The organism is Nostoc sp. 'Peltigera membranacea cyanobiont' 210A, assembly GCF_002246015.1.
Lineage (GTDB): Bacteria > Cyanobacteriota > Cyanobacteriia > Cyanobacteriales > Nostocaceae > Nostoc.
In genome coordinates this window covers 664,646-684,334 of record NZ_NOLJ01000004.1, presented here as the reverse complement: position 1 = coordinate 684,334, position 19,689 = coordinate 664,646, and the positions used below count along the sequence as shown (strand labels likewise).

At 42.8% G+C, this 19,689-nt stretch carries 20 protein-coding genes and 2 pseudogenes; 4 read left to right on the top strand and 18 right to left on the bottom strand.

The genetic code is table 11. The features are described from left to right. Window positions 1–302: 302 nt before the first annotated feature. The 6 genes and pseudogenes from CDG76_RS15955 to CDG76_RS36205 form a co-directional block, all read right to left on the bottom strand. Window positions 303–614, bottom strand: a complete 312-nt coding sequence (locus tag CDG76_RS15955; RefSeq protein WP_094349940.1) for a DUF5615 family PIN-like protein — start codon at window positions 612–614, stop codon at window positions 303–305. Window position 615: 1 nt separating this feature from the next. Beyond that, complete coding sequence (locus CDG76_RS15950) at window positions 616–834, bottom strand: DUF433 domain-containing protein (protein WP_094349939.1); 219 nt, start codon at window positions 832–834, stop codon at window positions 616–618. A 468-nt stretch (window positions 835–1,302) separates the two neighbouring features. Then, a pseudogene (locus CDG76_RS15945) lies at window positions 1,303–1,908 on the bottom strand (transposase). A 167-nt stretch (window positions 1,909–2,075) separates the two neighbouring features. Continuing rightward, window positions 2,076–2,408, bottom strand: coding sequence for a DUF5615 family PIN-like protein (locus CDG76_RS15940; RefSeq protein WP_094349938.1), 333 nt, complete (start codon window positions 2,406–2,408; stop codon window positions 2,076–2,078). Further along, window positions 2,405–2,656 (bottom strand): DUF433 domain-containing protein, encoded by a 252-nt coding sequence (locus CDG76_RS15935; RefSeq protein WP_094349937.1) that lies wholly within the window; start codon window positions 2,654–2,656, stop codon window positions 2,405–2,407. Before CDG76_RS15935 ends, CDG76_RS15940 begins: the two co-directional genes overlap by 4 nt. Before the next feature lie 259 nt (window positions 2,657–2,915). Further along, on the bottom strand, window positions 2,916–3,110 hold the full coding sequence (locus CDG76_RS36205) for a hypothetical protein (protein ID WP_143854099.1): 195 nt from the start codon (window positions 3,108–3,110) through the stop codon (window positions 2,916–2,918). A gap of 115 nt (window positions 3,111–3,225) precedes the next feature. On the opposite strand from CDG76_RS36205, the gene CDG76_RS15930 reads away from it, so the two are divergent. After that, the gene (locus CDG76_RS15930) at window positions 3,226–3,921 is read left to right on the top strand and encodes a hypothetical protein (RefSeq protein ID WP_094349936.1); all 696 of its coding nucleotides are present in this window, start codon (window positions 3,226–3,228) and stop codon (window positions 3,919–3,921) included. Between the two features lie 208 nt (window positions 3,922–4,129). Then, window positions 4,130–5,026, top strand: coding sequence for a hypothetical protein (locus CDG76_RS15925; RefSeq protein ID WP_094349935.1), 897 nt, complete (start codon window positions 4,130–4,132; stop codon window positions 5,024–5,026). A gap of 241 nt (window positions 5,027–5,267) precedes the next feature. Here CDG76_RS15925 and nifD read toward each other — a convergent pair whose 3' ends face one another. The 9 genes and pseudogenes from nifD to CDG76_RS15880 form a co-directional block, all read right to left on the bottom strand. Continuing rightward, a complete protein-coding gene (gene nifD / locus CDG76_RS15920) occupies window positions 5,268–6,659 on the bottom strand; it encodes a nitrogenase molybdenum-iron protein alpha chain (RefSeq protein WP_094349934.1) in 1,392 nt (463 codons plus the stop codon). A 150-nt stretch (window positions 6,660–6,809) separates the two neighbouring features. Then, window positions 6,810–7,703, bottom strand: a complete 894-nt coding sequence (gene nifH, locus CDG76_RS15915; protein ID WP_094349933.1) for a nitrogenase iron protein — start codon at window positions 7,701–7,703, stop codon at window positions 6,810–6,812. A 348-nt stretch (window positions 7,704–8,051) separates the two neighbouring features. Next, window positions 8,052–8,408 carry a globin domain-containing protein gene (locus CDG76_RS15910; RefSeq protein WP_094349932.1) on the bottom strand — a complete coding sequence of 119 codons (357 nt, stop codon included), beginning with the start codon at window positions 8,406–8,408 and terminating at the stop codon, window positions 8,052–8,054. Window positions 8,409–8,630: 222 nt separating this feature from the next. Then, window positions 8,631–9,530: a Fe-S cluster assembly protein NifU gene (gene nifU / locus CDG76_RS15905; protein ID WP_094349931.1), complete on the bottom strand. Its 900-nt coding sequence runs from the start codon at window positions 9,528–9,530 to the stop codon at window positions 8,631–8,633. A gap of 104 nt (window positions 9,531–9,634) precedes the next feature. Then, complete coding sequence (gene nifS, locus CDG76_RS15900) at window positions 9,635–10,843, bottom strand: cysteine desulfurase NifS (protein ID WP_094349930.1); 1,209 nt, start codon at window positions 10,841–10,843, stop codon at window positions 9,635–9,637. Window positions 10,844–10,877: 34 nt separating this feature from the next. Next, window positions 10,878–11,234 (bottom strand): 4Fe-4S binding protein, encoded by a 357-nt coding sequence (locus CDG76_RS15895; RefSeq protein ID WP_094349929.1) that lies wholly within the window; start codon window positions 11,232–11,234, stop codon window positions 10,878–10,880. 104 nt (window positions 11,235–11,338) lie between these two features. Then, window positions 11,339–12,790, bottom strand: a complete 1,452-nt coding sequence (gene nifB / locus CDG76_RS15890; RefSeq protein WP_094349928.1) for a nitrogenase cofactor biosynthesis protein NifB — start codon at window positions 12,788–12,790, stop codon at window positions 11,339–11,341. 1,239 nt (window positions 12,791–14,029) lie between these two features. Further along, window positions 14,030–14,689: pseudogene (locus tag CDG76_RS15885) on the bottom strand (IS4 family transposase); the annotation flags it as partial. Beyond that, the gene (locus CDG76_RS15880) at window positions 14,670–14,825 is read right to left on the bottom strand and encodes an IS4/Tn5 family transposase DNA-binding protein (RefSeq protein ID WP_094348690.1); all 156 of its coding nucleotides are present in this window, start codon (window positions 14,823–14,825) and stop codon (window positions 14,670–14,672) included. The pseudogene CDG76_RS15885 and the gene CDG76_RS15880, both read right to left, overlap by 20 nt. Window positions 14,826–15,112: 287 nt before the next feature. Here CDG76_RS15880 and CDG76_RS15875 point away from each other — a divergent pair, with 287 nt between their 5' ends. Beyond that, window positions 15,113–15,691, top strand: coding sequence for a Uma2 family endonuclease (locus tag CDG76_RS15875; protein ID WP_094349927.1), 579 nt, complete (start codon window positions 15,113–15,115; stop codon window positions 15,689–15,691). Window positions 15,692–15,705: 14 nt separating this feature from the next. Here CDG76_RS15875 and CDG76_RS15870 read toward each other — a convergent pair whose 3' ends face one another. Beyond that, window positions 15,706–16,047, bottom strand: coding sequence for a XisI protein (locus tag CDG76_RS15870; protein WP_094349926.1), 342 nt, complete (start codon window positions 16,045–16,047; stop codon window positions 15,706–15,708). Continuing rightward, window positions 16,029–16,451, bottom strand: a complete 423-nt coding sequence (locus CDG76_RS15865) for an element excision factor XisH family protein (RefSeq protein ID WP_094349925.1) — start codon at window positions 16,449–16,451, stop codon at window positions 16,029–16,031. Before CDG76_RS15865 ends, CDG76_RS15870 begins: the two co-directional genes overlap by 19 nt. 210 nt (window positions 16,452–16,661) lie before the next feature. Between CDG76_RS15865 and CDG76_RS15860 the strand changes: the two genes are divergently transcribed. Further along, a complete protein-coding gene (locus CDG76_RS15860) occupies window positions 16,662–17,627 on the top strand; it encodes an NAD(P)-dependent alcohol dehydrogenase (RefSeq protein ID WP_094349924.1) in 966 nt (321 codons plus the stop codon). A gap of 274 nt (window positions 17,628–17,901) precedes the next feature. Here CDG76_RS15860 and CDG76_RS15855 read toward each other — a convergent pair whose 3' ends face one another. Next, complete coding sequence (locus CDG76_RS15855; RefSeq protein ID WP_094349923.1) at window positions 17,902–19,509, bottom strand: PQQ-dependent sugar dehydrogenase; 1,608 nt, start codon at window positions 19,507–19,509, stop codon at window positions 17,902–17,904. Window positions 19,510–19,689 lie beyond the last annotated feature (180 nt).

Here is a 19,689-nt window from a genome sequence, read left to right as displayed (position 1 = left end):
CCGGATTGTTAATTGAGGATTGGACGGTTTAATGCGCTCGCTATCGCCTTGTTGATTGCCGAATGAAGGCGTAGGCGTAGCCCGTCGCAGACATCACTAATGGAATTTATCGGTGTTTTAATTGAAAACTGCGAAACTGAACGCATTCCGAAGTTGAAGGTCAGAACTACTAGGCTCTATTTTTACAAACTGACTACTATGGCTTGTCCTTTAACTGCCAATACGGTTCAGTTAAGGGCTACTGGCAAAAATTTTGGGTTTTTGAGACGCGATAAATCGCCGTCTCTACAAGTGTTTTGGGCTTATCTGAACTGTATTGCTTTAACTGCCGTGGCTAAAGTAGCTAAAACCTTGGGTACTAGAGGTTTCATATCTATCAAACGGTTAGATTGTGCTTGTAAAACAATTATCGCAATATCGAACTGTGGTAGATTTTGTTGAAATGACAAGTTGCGATCAACAGTGATGAAAACATCAAAGTCTACTTCTGCAAGAGCAAGAAGTTGACCATTTTTTACCCCTGCCCATCCCATTTGAGGAACAGTTTTTACTTCATAGCCAACAAACTCCCTCGCTAGTTTGCGGTCAATACACTCATCCAACAAGAGTTTCATGTTATGCTACCATGTTAGCAAACTGCTTTCCAGCCTCCTCAAGCAAGGCAATAACTTGCTCTTTGGTAACAGTCGGAAATCCATCCAAAAAGTCGTCGATAGATTCGCCTGCCTTGAGATAATCCAGAAGCGTCTGCACAGGAACCCTAGTTCCAGCAAAAACTATAGTCCCGCCCATAATTTCAGGAGATGCGCTAATAATTGGGGAGTCTTTAAGCATAAGTCTTTAATCTCCAGTTTCGTACCTAATAGTTTATCAATTCTCATGAGATATAACGGCTCTTGCGTACCTTAAGCATATTTAGGTTTGATAAACTCCATCTCGTTTTTGCTAATTGCACCTCAATAATCTTGCCGAATAAAAGCGATCGCAACAACAGTCTACTTCTTTTACTGCGATGTCTACGACAGGCTATTCGGTGATCGCACTATCTCGTAAATTAGTTTTATTAACACGCAATCATCGGGATTTGGGCAAAGTACCCGGATTGTTAATTGAGGATTGGACGGTTTAATGCGATCGCCTACTTTATTGCCGAGTGATATCATGTCCGTATAATTAGTTATGATTTCCACAGTCATTGCACCCCACCCCCAGCCCCTCCCCGCAGGCGGGGTGGGGTTCTTGGGGTTTAGTAACTAATCAAGCGGACATGATATGATATCATGTCCGGTTAATTAGTTACGATTAAACTCCAAGTTTCATCCACCAATGAAAACCAGTAAGACCACGAATTAAATCTTGTTGTTGAAGTAAAAATTGACAGCGATGATAAAGAACATCCTCTAAATCATTAAGTGTTTCAAAAGAGCGATTAACAATGGGTTCATCAATGACAGTCCATAGCCTAACTGAAGAGTTGTAATTCTGGGGAGTGAGATGGTAAAAATGTCAGATGTAGTCCTTCAGGAAGCTCTAAATTTTTGCTGGTATGCCAGCCAGCACGGTCAACAGCTAAAAGAATGTGTTTATTTGCACCCAAACCAAATTCAGCAGCAAAATCAGCCAAAACCTGATTAAACAGTTCTGTATTGACGTAAGGAAGAATCCACCAATAAGTTTCTCCACTTTGGGGATGTACAAAAGCATACAACCATAACCTCTTTTTACCAATGCGTATATCCATGTTCTGCTGTAGCCAGTTATTTCCTCCACTTCTTCTGTTTTTTTCCCTTGTGCCACTAACCAAATGATTTGATACTGACGACTTTCTATCCCATCTTTAGCTTGACGATAACGTTGTTCTAACTCTTCAATACTTAGATGTGTCGCTACACTAATTCGTTTCGGCATTACTCATATTTGCACTCACCACTTTTATCATAAGCGATTATCCGGACATGATATGAGGGCGTAGGCGTAGCCCGTCGCAGACATCGCAACAACAGTCTACTTCTTTTACTACGATGTCTACGACGCTTTACTTCCTGTGCATCTCACAGACAATCCCCCGCAAAGCTTTAGTACAATTCTAAGCAATGCAGACTTAGATTATTCAAAAGCTCCTGAATTACCTCCACCCCAGAACGAAGTAAAGATTCAACTTGCTTTGTGGGTGCATTTCCGCAACGTAACCATACAACTTTAGGCGGAGAACCGTATAAACGGCTTCTTTCGGCAAAGTCTACATCTTGAGTTACGATGCAAAAGTCATTGGTTTTAGCAAATTCCCATATTTCAGTATCAGTCTTCACTTCCAGTCCATGAAACTGAAGATGACTGGAATCAGGGAAAACGTCTGCTAATTGAGTTACCAGCTTGCGACTCAAATTTTGATCAAAAAGCAGCTTCAAATACCACCTGCCGTCCGCGTAACGTTTGGTAGAGAGGCAACTAAACGATGTTCACGGTCAGCAGCAAACTCTAGACTTGCTCTAATATCTTCTTCTGTTAATTCAGGGAAATCGTCTAATATCTCTCCATGAGACATACCAGCTGCCAACCAGCCTAGAACATCGTACACGGTGATTCGCATCCGTCTAATACAAGGCTTACCACCTCGCTTGTCCGGTTCAATTGTAATAATATCGTGATAGCTCATGGTGATTATAAACTGCATAGCTTCTTTCTAAGTCTAGAACAGCTTTACATCGTGCTGCAACAAGGCGATCGCAACAACAGTCTACTTCTTTTACTACAATCGCACTATCCCGAAAATTAGTTTTATTAACGCGCAACCATCGGGATTTGGACAAAGTACCCGGATTGTTAATTGAGGATTGGACGGTTTAATGCGTAGGCGCAGCCCGTCGTAGACATCGCCTAGTTTATTGTCGAGTCAAAGCGATCGCAACAACAGTCTACTTCTTCTCCATCTCACAGATAATCTTTAAAGGCGATCGCACTTTCTGGTAAATTAGTTTTATTAAGACGCAATCATCGGGATTTGGGCAAAGTACCCGGATTGTTAATTGAGGTAGTAACAGTTTAATGCGATCGCCTAGTTTATTGTCGAGTGAGTGCGTAGGCGTAGCCCGTCGCAGACATCGCAACAACAGTCTACTTCTTGTGCATCTGTTCGCCTAGCTTGTGGTTGAGTTTAAACTGACTTGTCATCTACTGAGTTTACGTGTTAGTTTAGTTCGCTATTGAGAGTTTGTGCAAAAAAAGATGAGCGACAAAACCTGGAAGACTCAAGAATTACTGGATATTTGCTCCCAAAATGTGACAGACGAGGCAGCAGTTTATGTAGCATCAGTTAAAAGTAAAATAGATCGTATTTTATTTATTAGAGATTGTTTTACTACCTCTGTAAACCAACCTTTAAAAATAAGTTCTATTGAATTTAGTAAGACTCAAATTGAAGTTGAAATATACATCGAATCTCTGGCATCAAATCTCCATTCATTAGCTGATGTTTTGGGACAGATAATTAATGTGACAATTTTGAAACCTCTGCTTCCTTCAGAAAAACATTTAAGTAGTGAGAAAGTGACTATCAAAAAAGTAACGACTAAATTAGCCGAATTAACTCTAGATTCTGTGAAACGCACGTATGCTGATGAGATAATCCATGCAGTTGATAATCTCGATAAGTCAGATGAGTTTTCATATCTATCTGGTTTTGTAAATACCATCAAGCATCGCAGGCTATTAAATACAACTTTTTATTTAAAAAAAGATAATGGAAGCCTGATTGATTTTGGATTTAAGTTAGATGCATTTGAGTATAAGGAAACTTCTTTTCCTCAAAAGTGGTGTAAAACAATTGTAATACAAGACAGGGAGAAAATAATTGACTTGATTTTTGACATTGGTAATAGTATCAATAATTACTGCCGCGCAATTTCTATAATGAATGTTTAACAATTGCTACAAAGAATTGCGATTGCATCACGCGATCAGCTACTTTGTTGTCGATTAAAAGAGATCGCCCCAACGATATACTTCTTGTACATCTCACACACAATCAATTATTTAGCCTTCTTCGTTCACATTCTCTTGCAACTGGGAACACTATATAACAAAAGTTATAAGTAAGTAATTTACTAGAGCGAAGAGTGAGGTTAAACAGATGGGAGAAGCAAAACGTCGCAAACAGGCTGACCCAAATTTTGGTAAGTCAAAGTGGCAACAAAATATCGTAGTGCCTCTGCCGGAAATTACTCCAGATTATGAAAATCTTGTAAACTTATATTTATCTGAAGGAGTAGCTGCGCTCACATCAGAAATATTTGATTTGCTATTTGAGAATGGGAAAGTTTATGGAGAAACTTCCTCTGTCATGCTCTATCATGCCAATCAAATCTCAATGACGGTGTGTGAATTAGCATCAAAGCAATCAAAGTCTCTAATGTCACATGACTTAAAGCTTGCAAACTTTACTCTTAACCTTCCCTTTGAACCTGATGACTTCGGTAGTTATGCATCTGTAGCTAATAATAGAGCGCTTGCTATAAAGGCAATGCAACTCTTGAACACAGGTTTTTTTGATGCGCCGATCACTATGCTCATTAATCGAGATTGTGATGCAGTTGGAACTTTGAGAAAACATGGCGTTATCTTATACATGGGAACTAACAGCGATCTAGAAATTATTGATGCTGCTTGTGGATTGGTAAAATGGAAACCTCTTGAAGTTGTTGCTTATGTCGGTGAGCAACGGAACAGTCTCAATGGTTTGATTGAGAAAACTTTTTGTCCCCTTGTAGATAAGATTCAGAAATATCGTGTTGAGCAAAAAGGAGCAGATCGGTTTCCGTGTCTTTCTCTGTTGTGCTTGGTCGAAAACAAAGCAGGAAGGTCTATTTCTGAGTTTCGTCGCCACTACACTGCTCAGTCAGGAGGACAATTAATTATTTCTGGCTTCAGTAGTGAGTTACATAGTACTGTCTCTGCTTTACCTTCAATGAATATCTTAGGTAAACCTCAGCGTATACCAGAAATCAGGGGTTTAATTGTAGAACCTTAAGCATTGGAGAGAGCTAATAATTACCCTATATACCATTTAATCTAAAAAATTGTCATTAAAAATAGTCTTTCATTTTACAGTTTTTCTTAAAGCAAAATGCAAGCAAAATATAAAAACTATACTCTATAAGAGTTATACTATCTAAAGCATCAAAATAGATTGTTCTTAGATAACCCGGCAACTCGCATTTAGGCTAGAAATAGGCTCTTTTTTCTCCCGCCGCGAAAAAAAGCTTGCATTATTATGATGTTGAGGAGCGATCGCTAGGTTCGGAGTAATCCCAAGAGTGCATTTGACGGAAAGGAAGACCCATCTTTTGGAAGACGTACTTCTCTTTCACACCAGAAGCAACTAGGTCAGGCTTCAGGGCTTTGATAAATTCCTCGAATTCGTAAGCGGTAACGTCGTCATAAACGATGGTGCCGTTTTCGATGTAGCCTGCGGTACGTTTGTAGTCATCGTTATGAGCGAACTCATAACCTGTACCAATCATCTTCATGCCCAAGTCTAGGAAAGCTGGGACAACGTGGCGAGGACGTAGACCACCAACCATGATGGCGACAGTCTTACCTTCCAAGCGGGGGCGATACTTACCGACTACCGCATCCATTGTTGGCTGATACTTGGCGATAACTTTCTCAGCGTTTGCTTGGATTGTCTCGTCAAACTTGGAAGCGATTTCCCGTAAAGATTCAGCAATCTTGGTAGGGCCGAAGAAGTTGTATTCCAACCAGGGTATACCATAAGCTTCTTCCATGTGACGGCTGATGTAGTTCATCGACCGGTAACAGTGGATGAGGTTCATCTTCACATTGGGGGTCATCAACATTTCGTTGATGGTGCCATCACCTGACCACTGAGCGACTACGCGCAAGCCGATTTCTTCTAACAGGATGCGGCTAGCCCAAGCATCTCCACCGATGTTGTAGTCACCGATAACGGCTACGTCATAAGGGGTACTTTCAAACTTGAGTGTACCGTCTTTCTTAGCTTGGTCGGATTTGGTGAAAACCCAGTCACGAATCATGTCGTTAGCAATGTGGTGTCCCAAAGATTGGGAAACACCCCGGAAGCCTTCGCAACGCACAGGTACAACTGGCTTGCCAATTTCTTTCGATGTCTTCCGAGCAACAGCTTCGATGTCATCCCCAATTAGACCGATGGGACATTCAGATTGAATGGAAACACCACGGTTGAGGGGGAAAAGTACATCAAGTTCTTGGATGAGCTTGGTAAGTTTCTTGTCACCACCAAAAACGATATCTCTTTCTTGGAAGTCAGAGGTGAAGTTCATGGTACCAAAGGAGTCAATACCTGTGGTGCCGATGTAGTAGTTACGACGACCAGCCCAAGAATAATAACCGCAACCAACAGGCCCGTGACTGATGTGGATCATGTCCTTAATAGGACCCCAAACCACACCTTTAGAACCGGCGTAAGCACAACCACGAGCGGTCATTACCCCAGGAAGGGATTTAACGTTAGACTTAACGCCGCAATCGGACTTACCTTCTTCGTATACGCCTAAGTGCTTTTCCCGTTTTTTCTTAGCTTTGTCGGGGTAAGCTTCTAGAACTTCTTTAATTAGTTCTTTTCTTTCTTCGATGATGTTTTGATTTTCTGGAGGTGTCATATTTAGCCTCTGTGACTCGTAAGGATCGGGGCATAGGGGGACTAGGAGTCCCCTCTAAGATTAGGGGGGAGATGCAAGGGAGAGGGGAAAAGGTAAGATATGGAACTCTTCCTTTTTCCTTGTGCTAAAGCGTTATTTATTAGCAGCGAATTATACTACAGGAGCTTCAGTAGCACTCTTACCAACTAGCATTGCGGTATTTTCGTCGCTTTCAAGAATACCGAATTCAATCAACAATTCTTCTAGTTCTTCCATTTCGATGGGTGTAGGAATAGATAGATTCTTGTTGTCGATGATCTTTGTAGCCAATGTCCGATATTCGTTAGCTTGGTTGCTTTCTGGTGCGTACTCGTTAACTGTCATCCGGCGCAATTCTGCGTGTTGAACGATGTTGTCACGGGGTACGTAGTGAATCATTTGGGTGTTCAACCGTTTTGCCAAGGTTTCGATCAGATCGATTTCCCGGTCAGTGTTACGGCTGTTACAAATCAAACCACCCAAACGCACGCCACCAGTGTGAGCATACTTAAGAACACCACGAGCGATGTTGTTAGCAGCATACATCGCCATCATTTCACCTGATGTCACGATGTAGATTTCTTGTGCCTTGCCTTCACGGATAGGCATTGCGAAACCACCGCACACAACGTCACCTAATACGTCGTAAGATACGAAGTCTAGGTTTTGGTAAGCACCATTTTCTTCTAAGAAGTTGATGGCGGTGATGATACCACGACCGGCGCAACCTACACCGGGTTCTGGCCCACCAGATTCTACGCAACGAACGTCACGGAAACCGGTTAACATTACTTCTTCGAGTTCGATATCTTCTACTGCACCACGTTCTGCGGCGAGGTGAAGAACGGTTGTTTGAGCTTTGCTGTGCAGCATCAAACGAGTGGAGTCAGCTTTGGGATCGCAACCGACGATGAGGATGCGTTGACCCATTTCTGCCATAGCTGCTAAGGTGTTTTGGGAGGTGGTAGATTTACCGATACCGCCTTTACCGTAGAAAGCTATCTGTCTAATCTTTTCTTCAGTCATGATTCGTGTTTCCCTGCAATTGGTTGGTTGGTGGGTATGCGCGTTTGTCAGTTGCGTTCACGCCAGTTGAGCGACAGTAGTGAGCGCGTGTAGAGCATCGTTGGTACAGTTGGCATAAATGCCTGCTGGGGGCGATCGCTCCACAGCCAAAATTATTGACAGTAAGTACATCGTTCTTCCTCGTTAAAATTTTTTTCTTTTGGTTTTTTCTCCTTTGTTCTTTGTCATTTTTTTGACAAAGAACAAAGAAAATTACGCAATTTACAAATACGTCTTAATGTGTTTCAGCTTGCAAGATTTAATAGGACTTGATGTTGTTATTTGTCAACAATCAATGCATAAGTCCTATTACTTGTTCAAAATAGCGCCCTTCATATTTGTGACGCGATCTAGTGCAGCTTTGGTGTCTTCTGCTGACACTCCACGCACAGCCATTGCTTCACCGAGATGCTTGGCGATCGCATCGAAGTGTGGTTGCTGTAAGTTCATTCCAGCGTGGGTTTTGTCCATTGGACGACCGCCGTATTGCTTTGGCCCTTCAAATATTTGAGCTAAGAAAGCAACTAGATGATTGCGTTGCTTTACCATATCTGTACCAGCAAAAATGGGATTGAGGAGGCTGTCTGCGGCAATGCGTTTGTGGAGTTCATCTACTACTTGTTCAATAGCTGGTTGTCCACCAATGTTGTCGTACAATGTGCTCATATCCTGTTCCTTTGAAGCGAGTTGGATGATGAAATTTGCAAGTAGGCGCTTAATCTTTTTGCCTATATGCTGTTAGCCGTTATAGCTAATTTAGCTATCGGTTGTCGGTAGGATTGAAACATTGATGTGGAGACAATTATATGGTTCAAATCCTACTTTCTGTTCCTGGCTGAATGCATATTAGGGCGTATTTGTAGAATACGTTAAGTCCTACAGCAATTCCTAAACTGCTTCGACTACAAGGCTCTTGCTGACACGATCTTGTAATCTGGCTTCGATCGCAATTTTCAGAGTTGCTGTACTACTAGAACAGGAACCGCAAGCACCTTGCAGTACAACTTTAACGCGATCGCCTTCTACATCATAGAGTTCTACATCTCCCCCGTCTGCAATGAGTACGGGTCTGACTTCTTCATCGAGAACTTTTTGAATTAGAGCAATCTTTTGGACGTTTGTTAGCGCTCGTTCCTTAGATGTAACAATTTCTGTGGCAACTTTTACGCCGTAATTGTTGAGAGCAGGTGAGGCGTATTCCTGTTGAACTGATCTAATAATATCATCAATGTTCGCCAGACAGGAACCGCATCCGCCACCAGCTTTTACATAATTTGTTACTTGCTCGGCATCCGTGAGATGATTTTCTAGAATCACGCGACGAATTTTAGATTCGCTGATGCCAAAGCAACTGCAAACTAACGCGCCTTCATCGTCATCATCATGGGTAGCTAGAGGTATGCCACGATAATTATAGATAGCGGCTTCTAGGGCTTCTTGTCCCATGACAGAGCAATGCATCTTTGCTTCTGGTAAACCACCCAGGTAATCTGCAATGTCTTTATTGGACACTTTCAGAGCTTCATCTAAGGTTAAACCTTTGACCATTTCGGTTAATGCGCTAGAAGATGCGATCGCACTAGTACAACCAAAGGTTTGAAAGCGAGCATCTAGAATTTTATCAGATTCTACTTCCACTTTCAGGTGCAATCTCAGAGCATCGCCGCAAGCAATGCTGCCGATTTCGCCCGTTGCAACCTTAACTCCAGCTTCGCCCGTTTCTTCAATTTCTCCCTGATTCTTGGGATCGTAAAACAGTTCTAATACTTTATCGGTGTAGTCCCACATATTAAGTTCCGAGTGCTGAGTGGTGAGTGCTGAGTGAAGTTAGGCGACAGGTGACAGGTGATAGAGAACAGATTATTCCCTGTAACCTGTAACCTATTCCCTAATTAACGGTGTGCCAATGCTTGCTCCTGTTCTTGCAGCCAACCCGCGTCATCATTTTTGAAGGGTGAGAGGGCGCGTAAACGCTCTACAATAGTGGGCATTACCTCTATTACTTGATCGATTTCGGCTTCGGTGGTGTAGCGACAAAGACTGAAGCGAATTGAACCGTGCAAAGTTGTATAGGGTAAGCCCATTGCCCGCAGAACGTGGGAAGGTTCCAGAGAACCGGAGGTGCAAGCAGAACCGGATGATGCACAGATACCGTATTTGTTCAATAACAGTAGAATTGCTTCACCTTCGATGTACTTGAAGCCGATATTGGTTGTGTTTGGCAATCTCTGCGTAACGTCACCGTTAACGACACAATCGGGAATTTTAGCGAGTAAAGTTTGTTCCAGGCGATCGCGCAGCTTTCTTTCTCTGGCGATCGCTTCTTCTAAGTGTAACATTTCCAGTTCCGCAGCTTTGCCCAAGGCGATAATTGCTGGAACATTCTCTGTTCCCGCCCTACGTCCGCGTTCTTGGTGTCCCCCAAGAATGAAGGGACGGAACCGAACTCCGCGCCGAATATATAAAGCACCAATTCCTTTTGGCCCGTGCAGCTTATGACCAGACAGCGTTAACATATCCACGGTGCTAGTCTTCATATTTAAGGGGATTTTTCCCACTGCTTGCACCGCATCTACATGGAAGATAGCACCAGATTCTTTGACGCGCAACCCAATTTGTTCAATCGGGAAAACCGTGCCGGTTTCGTTATTAGCATACATAATTGTCACCAGGGCGGTGTTACCCGTCAAGGAAGCTTCTAGTTCATCTAGATCGAGCTGCCCTTGATTATTTACTGAAAGATAGGTAACACTATAACCTTGGGTTTCTAATTGTTTGCAGACATTAAGTACTGCTGGATGTTCAACTTGGGTGGTGACGATATGTCGCTTTTCTGGTTGCGCCAACAGTGCGGCTCGAATCGCCGCGTTATCTCCCTCAGTTCCACAACTTGTGTAGACAATTTCTGACTCATCGGCTCCCAGGATGGCTGCAAGTTGTTCTCTTGCGGTTCTCACTGCTTTACCGACTTGCCCACCAAAGGTATGCATACTGGAGGGATTGCCGTAATAATCTGTGAGGTAAGGTAGCATTACCTCTATAACTTCTGGGTCTACCTTAGTGGTAGCATTATTATCAAGATAGATGCAGTTATTTTGCATTGTTGTCTTCAATTACAAATTAGGAATTATTTAATTAAGATTCAGATCCCATTGTTTGGGATTGACGCTTTTGCAACTGCTCAGAGTATTTCTGGGAATAGCTTTTAAACCAACGTTCCCAGTAATCTTGTTTATTTGTTAATTTAGCAACTACGTGATTGTAATTGGTAAACCAGCCTTCCCAGTAATCGCTAGGCTGCTTAACGCAACCGTCGCAGGTGGGACAACCGGCTTTACACTGAGGCACGGTATGAATGCTACCAACACAGTTTGTACAAAGTTCAGGGTCAATCCAGTGCTGTCCATCAACCACTTTAACTGCATTTGTGGGACATACCGTTAGACAGAGATTGCAGGAAATACACTGGCTAGTAAGAATTTGGTAAGCCATGATTTATTCTCCTTTTGGGGAATGGGGCATTAGAGTGAGGGGAGAGGTTACAGGTGACAGGTGATAGGTAATAATCTCTCCCCTGTCCCCTGTAACCTATTTCCCTATTCGTTATTCCCTAATTCCTTAACGTATTGCTCGTAGAACTCTAAAGCAACCTTTTCAATCACGTCGTAAGCTTCAATAGTCTTGATTCCAGCTTCTTGCAATTTTTCTTGAGGACAGTTACCAATCTTGGAAACTAAAACTGCTTTGCAATCTGCGATCGCTTTCATAATATGCTCAAAAGAAGCTTCTTCGCCGTATCCACCTTGGCAGTATTGGTCAATTTTGCGATGGCTGACAAAGCGAGCATCATTCCCATCCACTTCGTAAATTTGGAATTCTTTTGCATGACCAAAGTGTTGGTTAACCAATCCGCCGCCTTTGGTTGCTACTGCAACTAGGATTTTGGGACTGTTGGCAAATTTCTTGCCGGCAAGCGCCTTGTCTTTGGCTACTTTAAGTTCTTCTTTAAACTTCTCAATCCCGTCGTGAACTTCTTGACGTTTCTCCATGTCATATTCTGGAGTCATTTCCAAGAATTTCTCTTTGGAAAATTCTTGGCTGCGGTCTTCTCCTAACAATCCTACTGCATCGGCGCGGCACTGGCGACAGTGACGCATCATTTTCATGTTACCAGAGCAGTTGTCTTGGACTTCTTTGAGTTCTTTGGGTGTGGGGCCGCGTTGACCGATTAAACCGAAGTGTGTGCCATGTTCTGGTGCAGAAATCAATGGCATGATGTTGTGCAAGAATGCACCTTTTTCACGGATGACTCGATTCACTTCGACTAAGTGATGGTCATTAATTCCGGGAATCATTACGGAGTTGACTTTGCACAAGATGTCAGCGTCTTTCAGGGCTTGCAATCCTTCCATCTGTCTTTCGTGGAGAATTCTCGCGCCTTCAATGCCTCTATAACGCTTGCGTCTGTAGTGAACCCAAGGATAAATCTGAGCACCGATCTCTGGATCTACCATGTTAATGGTGATCGTCACGTGATCTATATTTAATTGTTTAATGCGATCGATGTAGTCTGGCAGCATTAAACCATTGGTTGATAAGCACAGCTTGATGTCAGGTGCTTGTTCTGCAATCAACTCAAATGTGCGGAAAGTCTTATCTGGGTTCGCCAGAGGGTCGCCAGGGCCGGCAATTCCCACAACTGTCATTTGGGGAATCTTTCCACCAATGACTAAAGCTTTGTGTGCTGCTTGTTCTGGTGTTAGCAATTCGCTAACTACTCCAGGACGGCTTTCGTTAGCGCAATCATATTTGCGGTTGCAATAGTTGCATTGAATGTTGCAAGCTGGAGCAACTGCAACGTGCAACCGGGCATAGTGGTGATGGGCGTCTTCGCTGTAGCAGGGATGTTTAGCAATGCGTTCTTCGAGCTTTTGATCCCTTTCCACGGTGGCGCTGCTGGGGCTGTCGCAGCCGCAACCACCGGATTTTGCTTGGGTTGTCGATTCCGTAGCGTTAGAGTTGAGGAGTCGTGTAGACGGTGATGTCATTTAGTTTCGCAAAAGGTCGGTGGACTTGGCTGCCACTGTGGGAGATGTTGCTGCTCTCTATGCCCAGAATTGAAGTCGCGTCTTCCACACTGCCTGCAAACCCTTGGGTTCGGGCAACTTGTTTTCAAGTAAAGCAGGCGATAGATATCTGATGTTCGGCTGGTGTGTGTCAACGTTCGGTTCTTGGGTAGAATTTGTGCTTACAGCCGCGACTTCTCTTCACTTCAGGCATGGTGCTATGTCATCCCTCCACTCACTTTTCGCTTTGTTTGTTTCAGAGCGTTAGGTGATTGGCGATATAAGATTTATAGCAGCCGTCTCCCAGCCAGATGTTGCGTCTCTCTAGGATAGAATTTATTGGATTTATTACTTTTGTACTCAAATACCAAAAACCCTAATTCTTCAAGCATTACAAGAATTAAAAAAGTTTTTTTCAGGTAGGGGTTCTAGTATTTTTTGGTTGGGGTTCTAGTGTTTATAGATAGGGGTTCAGGATTTCTTTGTACTCAGTCAAAACCCAATCCCAGCAATAACTTTAACTAAATTGAAACTGGGTTTGGGTTATTTAAATGTGTACTCAGATTGCCCTCAATTTGCGTCAAAAGCTATAAATGCCAAGGGTTTGAGGGTGAAAAACTGGAGTAATCTATATTGTTTTACTCCAGAAACGTGCGAAATTCAATTCTGTATCTAACATATCATTTTTTTGACGGTAAAAATGCACTTCATATTCTTTTAATTTTTCTTTGACAATGATGTTCAATTATGCCTTTAAGCCTTGTCTGGCAAGCCGTAGAAGCTAATGGAAATAGATGTGTTGCTGCATATCATTTTCAAAAAACTTAACTTTTAACTCTTTTTTTTCATTCCCACAATGAGGAGATGGGTAGGAAACTGTCGGATTTTGTGTTTAAGAGAAACAACAAACTATAATCTAACATGATTGAGCGATCGCAATGAATTTTCTGAATTGCTCACTACAAACCTTAACGAAAAACCCCATTCCCGTGTCGGGAAGCTACGGTGTACACACAAATCGAATTACCCCCCTAAATCCCCGCGATATTTTGGGGGGAAACCGGAAAATCTAGTTCCCTCCCCTTTATAAGGCTATGCATTAGTCACATGTTTCTTAACATTGCTGTAAGTAAGTCAGGAAAAGGATTATGGAACAATGCAACATGTAGATAGTTGACAAAAGGAGGAGAATGTGAATAAGGTTAATTTGATCGGCGATCGCTAAATACATATTTGACAATTCTGGTAGAGTAGTTTCCAGGTTGCAGCGATATCGTGTAATCGCTGTAATCCCCGCCAAATAGTCTTAACACCAGGTTCTCCATCACCCTTTCGACCTAAAAAGCCACCTAATATTGCAATCATTCGTACTGCTTCGCGTAAAGAAGGCGGCTTTTTGGGTGGGATTGGATTTTTGTTGATAGTGGCACACAAAGACTGCCATTCATCGATTTCTAGAACAGAATCACATGGCATATCAGGGTTAAATCTGGCTTCATAAGTTAGCCATAACAAACGCCACGCCACAATTGAATATGTTGCCAGTGCCATATCGATTCGCCTTGCGGTTTCAAGCTGTAATTTTTCAATTCCACAACCACTTTTTAATGTGTAGTGGTAACGTTCTATCAACCAACGATATGTGTACCAGCGAACGCAACGGGCAGCCTCTTCAAAACTGTTAGCTTTAAGGGTAGTAAGCAACAACCAGCTAATCGGTTTGATTCCATCTGGCGGGTTTTCTTCAAGTGCCAGAATTACCTGCAATTTTACAGGCTTCAACTGTAAACGTCGGATATGGTGTAAGGGTACTTGTATCTCAAAAGTGGCTTGAAAGAGTGTTAGTTTTGCTGTCCTTGCATCACGCTCTGGGTTTTGCTTGTATGTTTCCACAGGCTTGAGGTACGCTGCTGCTTGGTTGTGCTGCCAAGTCTTCTACGATCCTTACCAGACGCTTGTTTCGTCTTGCGTCTCCTAAATCTGCCTGTTTTAATTCGGATGCTGCCCATTTTTCCATGATGCACCATTACCCTCAAATATTCTCTTCTCTCAAAAACTATACCTATCAATGCTTTTGGCATATTTTAAGTAAGTTGTATTTTTGTTGAGAAAGATGCGGGTAATGGATAGTTTATAAGGAGAGGGTTAGGGTGGGGTAAAACCTTGGTTAATCAGCTATTTCAAACTTGTGTGTACACCCTAGCCTTAAAGGAAGAGAGAAATAGAAGTGAGGTTTTACCGATACCCTGAAAAATCAGAGTGTCATTTAGCTACAATCAAACCAAACGTGAAAAAATCTGAGTTATGATAGCCATTTCCCAACAGCCGCCAAAAATGACCGTTGAGGAATATCTGGAATGGGAACCTCAGCAAGAACTTCGCTACGAATATGCCAATGGCGAAGTGTTTGCGATGACAGGCGGTACAATTCCCCATAATGACATAGCGCTAAATCTCTACAGACCTTTGTACCCTCATTTGCGTTCCAGAGGTTGTCGAGTGAATGTGTCAGATGTGAAAATGCAACTCACTCCCCAGAGCCGCTACTATTATCCTGATGTTATTGTCAGTTGCGACCCTGAAGACCTGAATGCCCGCAACTTTATTCAACATCCGAAGTTGATTGCCGAAGTTCTTTCGCCAGGTACAAGCGCTAAAGATCGGGGTGAAAAATTTACTTATTACCTGAGAATCCCCAGTTTGCAAGAGTATATCTTGATTGACTCGGAACAAATCTCCGTTGAGCGTTACTGTCGGGGTGAGGGTAGGATGTGGCTTTACTATCCCTACACGGCTGGAGATATCGTCACTCTATCGAGCATTGAATTTGAATGTCCAATTGAATTGTTGTATGAGGGTGTTCTATTTACCACTGAAGAATAAAGAGAATGCGCTCTTTAAGCAACTGCATAACCTGTGTAGGGTCTTAACTCCGGTGGACGAAAGCCAAGGACGATGTGTTCTTTAGGAATTCCAGCCCGTTCTAAATCGGCGGCAATGCCTTCTTCGGTGCCATCCCGTTGAATCCAGATTTTGCCATCAATTAGGTCAATATGAACCAGACAGCCATGAATGCGGCGATCGCCATCCCAACCTAGATCCATCCACAAATAGCGATCGCGGCTTCGATCAAACACCACTTCTGATTGAATATCCGCATAGGAATAACTCAGGGAAGCATACTCACCAAGAATAGTTTCAATCACCTGGCGATAGTGGTCTAACTTGGTATAATCCATTGTTTGATGACCTCCTGTTTTGGATCAAAGGTAATCAGCTTTAAACGATGATTTCTCAATAAAAGTTTGCCGATGGGTTCTTCAAACAAATCATCAAAAACTCTGTTAGGCACTGCAAGATATAACATTCGCTCTGGCTCTAACTCAATTAATATATCCTGATATAAAATATACTGACCTAACGCTTTTTCTAAATCATCAACATCCGACCTGCCGGAAAAACTTTTAATCTCAACTGCAATTTTGGATTCTGCTTTTTGCGCTGCCAACAGTTGTCTAGCACCTAAATCAACATACAAATCTTTTTTACCAAACTTCAGAGTCAGTGGATCATGAGTAATTGTCCATTTGTCTTTAATCAAAGCATTTTTGACATTATTGTGATAGATGTCTCTAGCTGGCATACAGGTGTAGTTTTAGACTGATATTTTTATTTTAGAAAATTTCTGAGTGTGCCTAGCATCATCGTTAAATCCTATGCAACGCCGATAACGAAGCTATGCCAAAGGCTTTACCTGCGCTATCGAGCGTTATAACCTATTGTAGACATCGCTACACTATATTCATAAGCTGTCTGAGTTCATTCAGTCAAACAGGGTAGCAGGAGGAATGCAATGAAAGCAGTGGTTATCCGTCGGTATGGCGGCGCCGAAGTGTTGCAGTATGAAGATGTGGAACAGCCGAAAATTGAGCCAACGCAGTTACTTGTGAAAGTTCGTGCCAGTAGCGTTAATCCCATTGATTGGAAAATTCGCCAAGGAATGTTGAGTTTGATTACCGGCAGCAAATTCCCAAAGATTTTGGGGTTTGATGTGGCGGGAGATGTTGTAGAGGTTGGCTCCGGGGTCACGCGCTTTAAAGCGGGAGATGCTATTTACGGCAGTACCAGCTTTCCTGGAGGAGGTTATGCCGAATTTGCAGCTGTTCCAGAAAATGTGGTGGCTCTCAAACCAACGAACTTATCTTATGAAGAAGCTGCGGCTGTGCCTTTAGCAGCGCTTACGGCTCTGCAAGCACTGCGAGATCAGGGAAATATTCAAACAGGACAAACTGTGTTAATTAATGGCGCTGCGGGCGGTGTGGGGATTTTTGCAGTGCAAATTGCTAAGGCTTTAGGGACAATGGTGACGGGAGTTAGTAGTACTAAAAACTTGGATTTGGTGAAATCTTTGGGAGCAGACCGCGTGATTGATTATACGCAGCAAGATTTTGCCGAAGATATAGCGCAGTATGACATTATCTTTGATGCAGTGGGTAAGCGATCGCTCTCTCAAACCAAAAGAGTCCTCAAACCCAATGGAATTTATATCACCACACTACCCAGCCCCGAAGTGTTGTTAGAGAGCGTCTTAACAGCATTCCTTCCTGGTCAAAAAGCAAAATTTCTCTTTGAGAAACCTAACACTAAAGACTTGCTTTTTCTCAAAGAATTGATTGAAGCTGGTAAGATTCGTGTGGTAATCGATCGCACATATCCCTTGCAAGAACTAGCGGCGGCTCATGCATATAGCGAAACTGGGCGTGCAGTGGGGAAAATTGCGATCGCGCAGCCCGTCGTAGACATCGCAGTTTCTAGTTGACTTTCCGAACATCGTCTCATATCGTGTCTGGCTAAAGACTTATAATTTAGACCGCAGGGAGCAGAGGGAAAGAGGCGTTTCCGATTTTTGTACAGATCCGGTAATCATAAGTGATTAACCGGACTTGATATCAGACCTTTTTAAATTTTGGACTTTTCTGCGGAACGCTACGCGTAGCTTGCTTCCCCGGAGGGGTACGGCATAAGCGTTCAGTAGAAAACTTTTAAAGTATTGAATCCAAAATTTAACATCATCTAAAATTCGGTGAGTGGTGCTACTTGACCTCTATATACGAGATGATATTATCAAGGTCATTTCCAAGAGATTTATAATCACCAGCAGTATATTCACGGCATAAACCATTACCATTTATATGTTGGCACACACGTATCCGCGTACCCGGTGGTACACTGAATGAACTAATAGTGTCATTACCAACAATATTTAAGTCACCTTGGTTGTATTTGTATACTCCTGGAGTCGTAGGAAAAGACTGGGAAATTCCGCCAAAGTTAGGGTCTCTGTAGACCTTAACCTGTTGTGACGGTGTGTAGGAAAGCTTATAGATAGCGCCGCTGTAGTCATCCGAAATTAACAAATTACCTTGCTGGTCTACTACCATATCTACGGGTCGCCCCCAGGTTTCTTGCGTTGCTGGAACTACCCAACCGGTGACTAAATCTATCTCCTGCTCTGGGGTCTTTGTCGTACTGTTCCAGGGAAAGTAAGCTATTTTGTAGCCCGTTTTCTTCTGCCGATTCCATGAACCATGCAGCCCTGCCACTACTCCATTTGAGTATAGGCTGGGAAAGTTAGTACTTTGTAAGAATGTTAGTCCCAAGGGAGCGGAATGGGCTTGGATACCCTTGCTAATCCTGTCCATTGCATTGCAATTAACACTTCCATTAGCATTGAACTGATAGTCTCGGTCAAATGGCATATTGTTGAGGCCATTTGAGGTGTCAGGATTGGGATTGCAGAATGGCCAACCGTAGTTACCGCCATCTCGAACTTTCGTGAACTCCTCTGGTGGGTGATTGTCTACATAGGAGGGGATAATTTTACCGTAATTGCCACTGCTATCGTTGAAAGGATAGGCGATGTTATCTCGATTATTAACGACTACCCAAAGGTCATTTGTGCCAGGTAAGAACGCTAACCCTTCGGCATTACGTAAACCTTGGGCAAAAAGCCGCTGATTGGTTCCATTAGCGTCGTACTGGTAAATCGCACCACGCTTTGGAGTGCTGACAGTATCTTCCTTACAGGCATTGCACGTAGAGGCGATCGACACGTAGAGTTTGTGGTTGGCATCAAGTGCGATATTTTTCAGTTCGTGACCATAAGCGCCTTTGAGTTCCCGTGTGCTGCTGTCTGGTAAGCCAACTACAACGATTTGACGATTTTTCGCGATTAAGTCTCCAGAGTTGTAAATGAAGCGGTTAATTTGATGACTCTCAGAGATATAAATGTATGTGGTGTTGTCAATTTTATGAAACACAATGTCGTGTGGTTTGCGTAGACCCGTTACGAAGTCAGAAATAATTGGGTCTTTGCTGCCATTTGGTCGCACAATTAACACTTTACCGGAACTGGGTTGTGATACTAGAAGATCCCCATTGGGAGCAGCTGCCATAAAGCGAGCTTTGTTAATGCGAGCATAAACAGAGACGGAGAAATTGGGCGGCACTTTCAAGTAACGGTTAATATTAAAGGGCCAAGAGGTCATTGTACTAGGCACTTTCAGCTTGGTTTCAACAGACGCAGGGAGCGGTTGAGCGATCGCTGCGGTGCTAAGAACCTCTAAGGACATCAAACTAATTAGCGATGCAGATAGTATCCGTCCAAATATCTGTGTTGGTTTTAGAGTAGATGCAACCATTTTGAACTTCCCTCTAGCTTGGTAGTGATCTGTGTTACACATCATTCTCGGCTAGCCGATTTGACCGAGAGTCTGACCAAAGTTAACTCAGGTGTGTTATTTTTTGGAGAGACTTAAAATATCTTTATCTACTACTATTTTTTCTGACTCATCAAAAAATTCATCAACCGAGAGTTATAA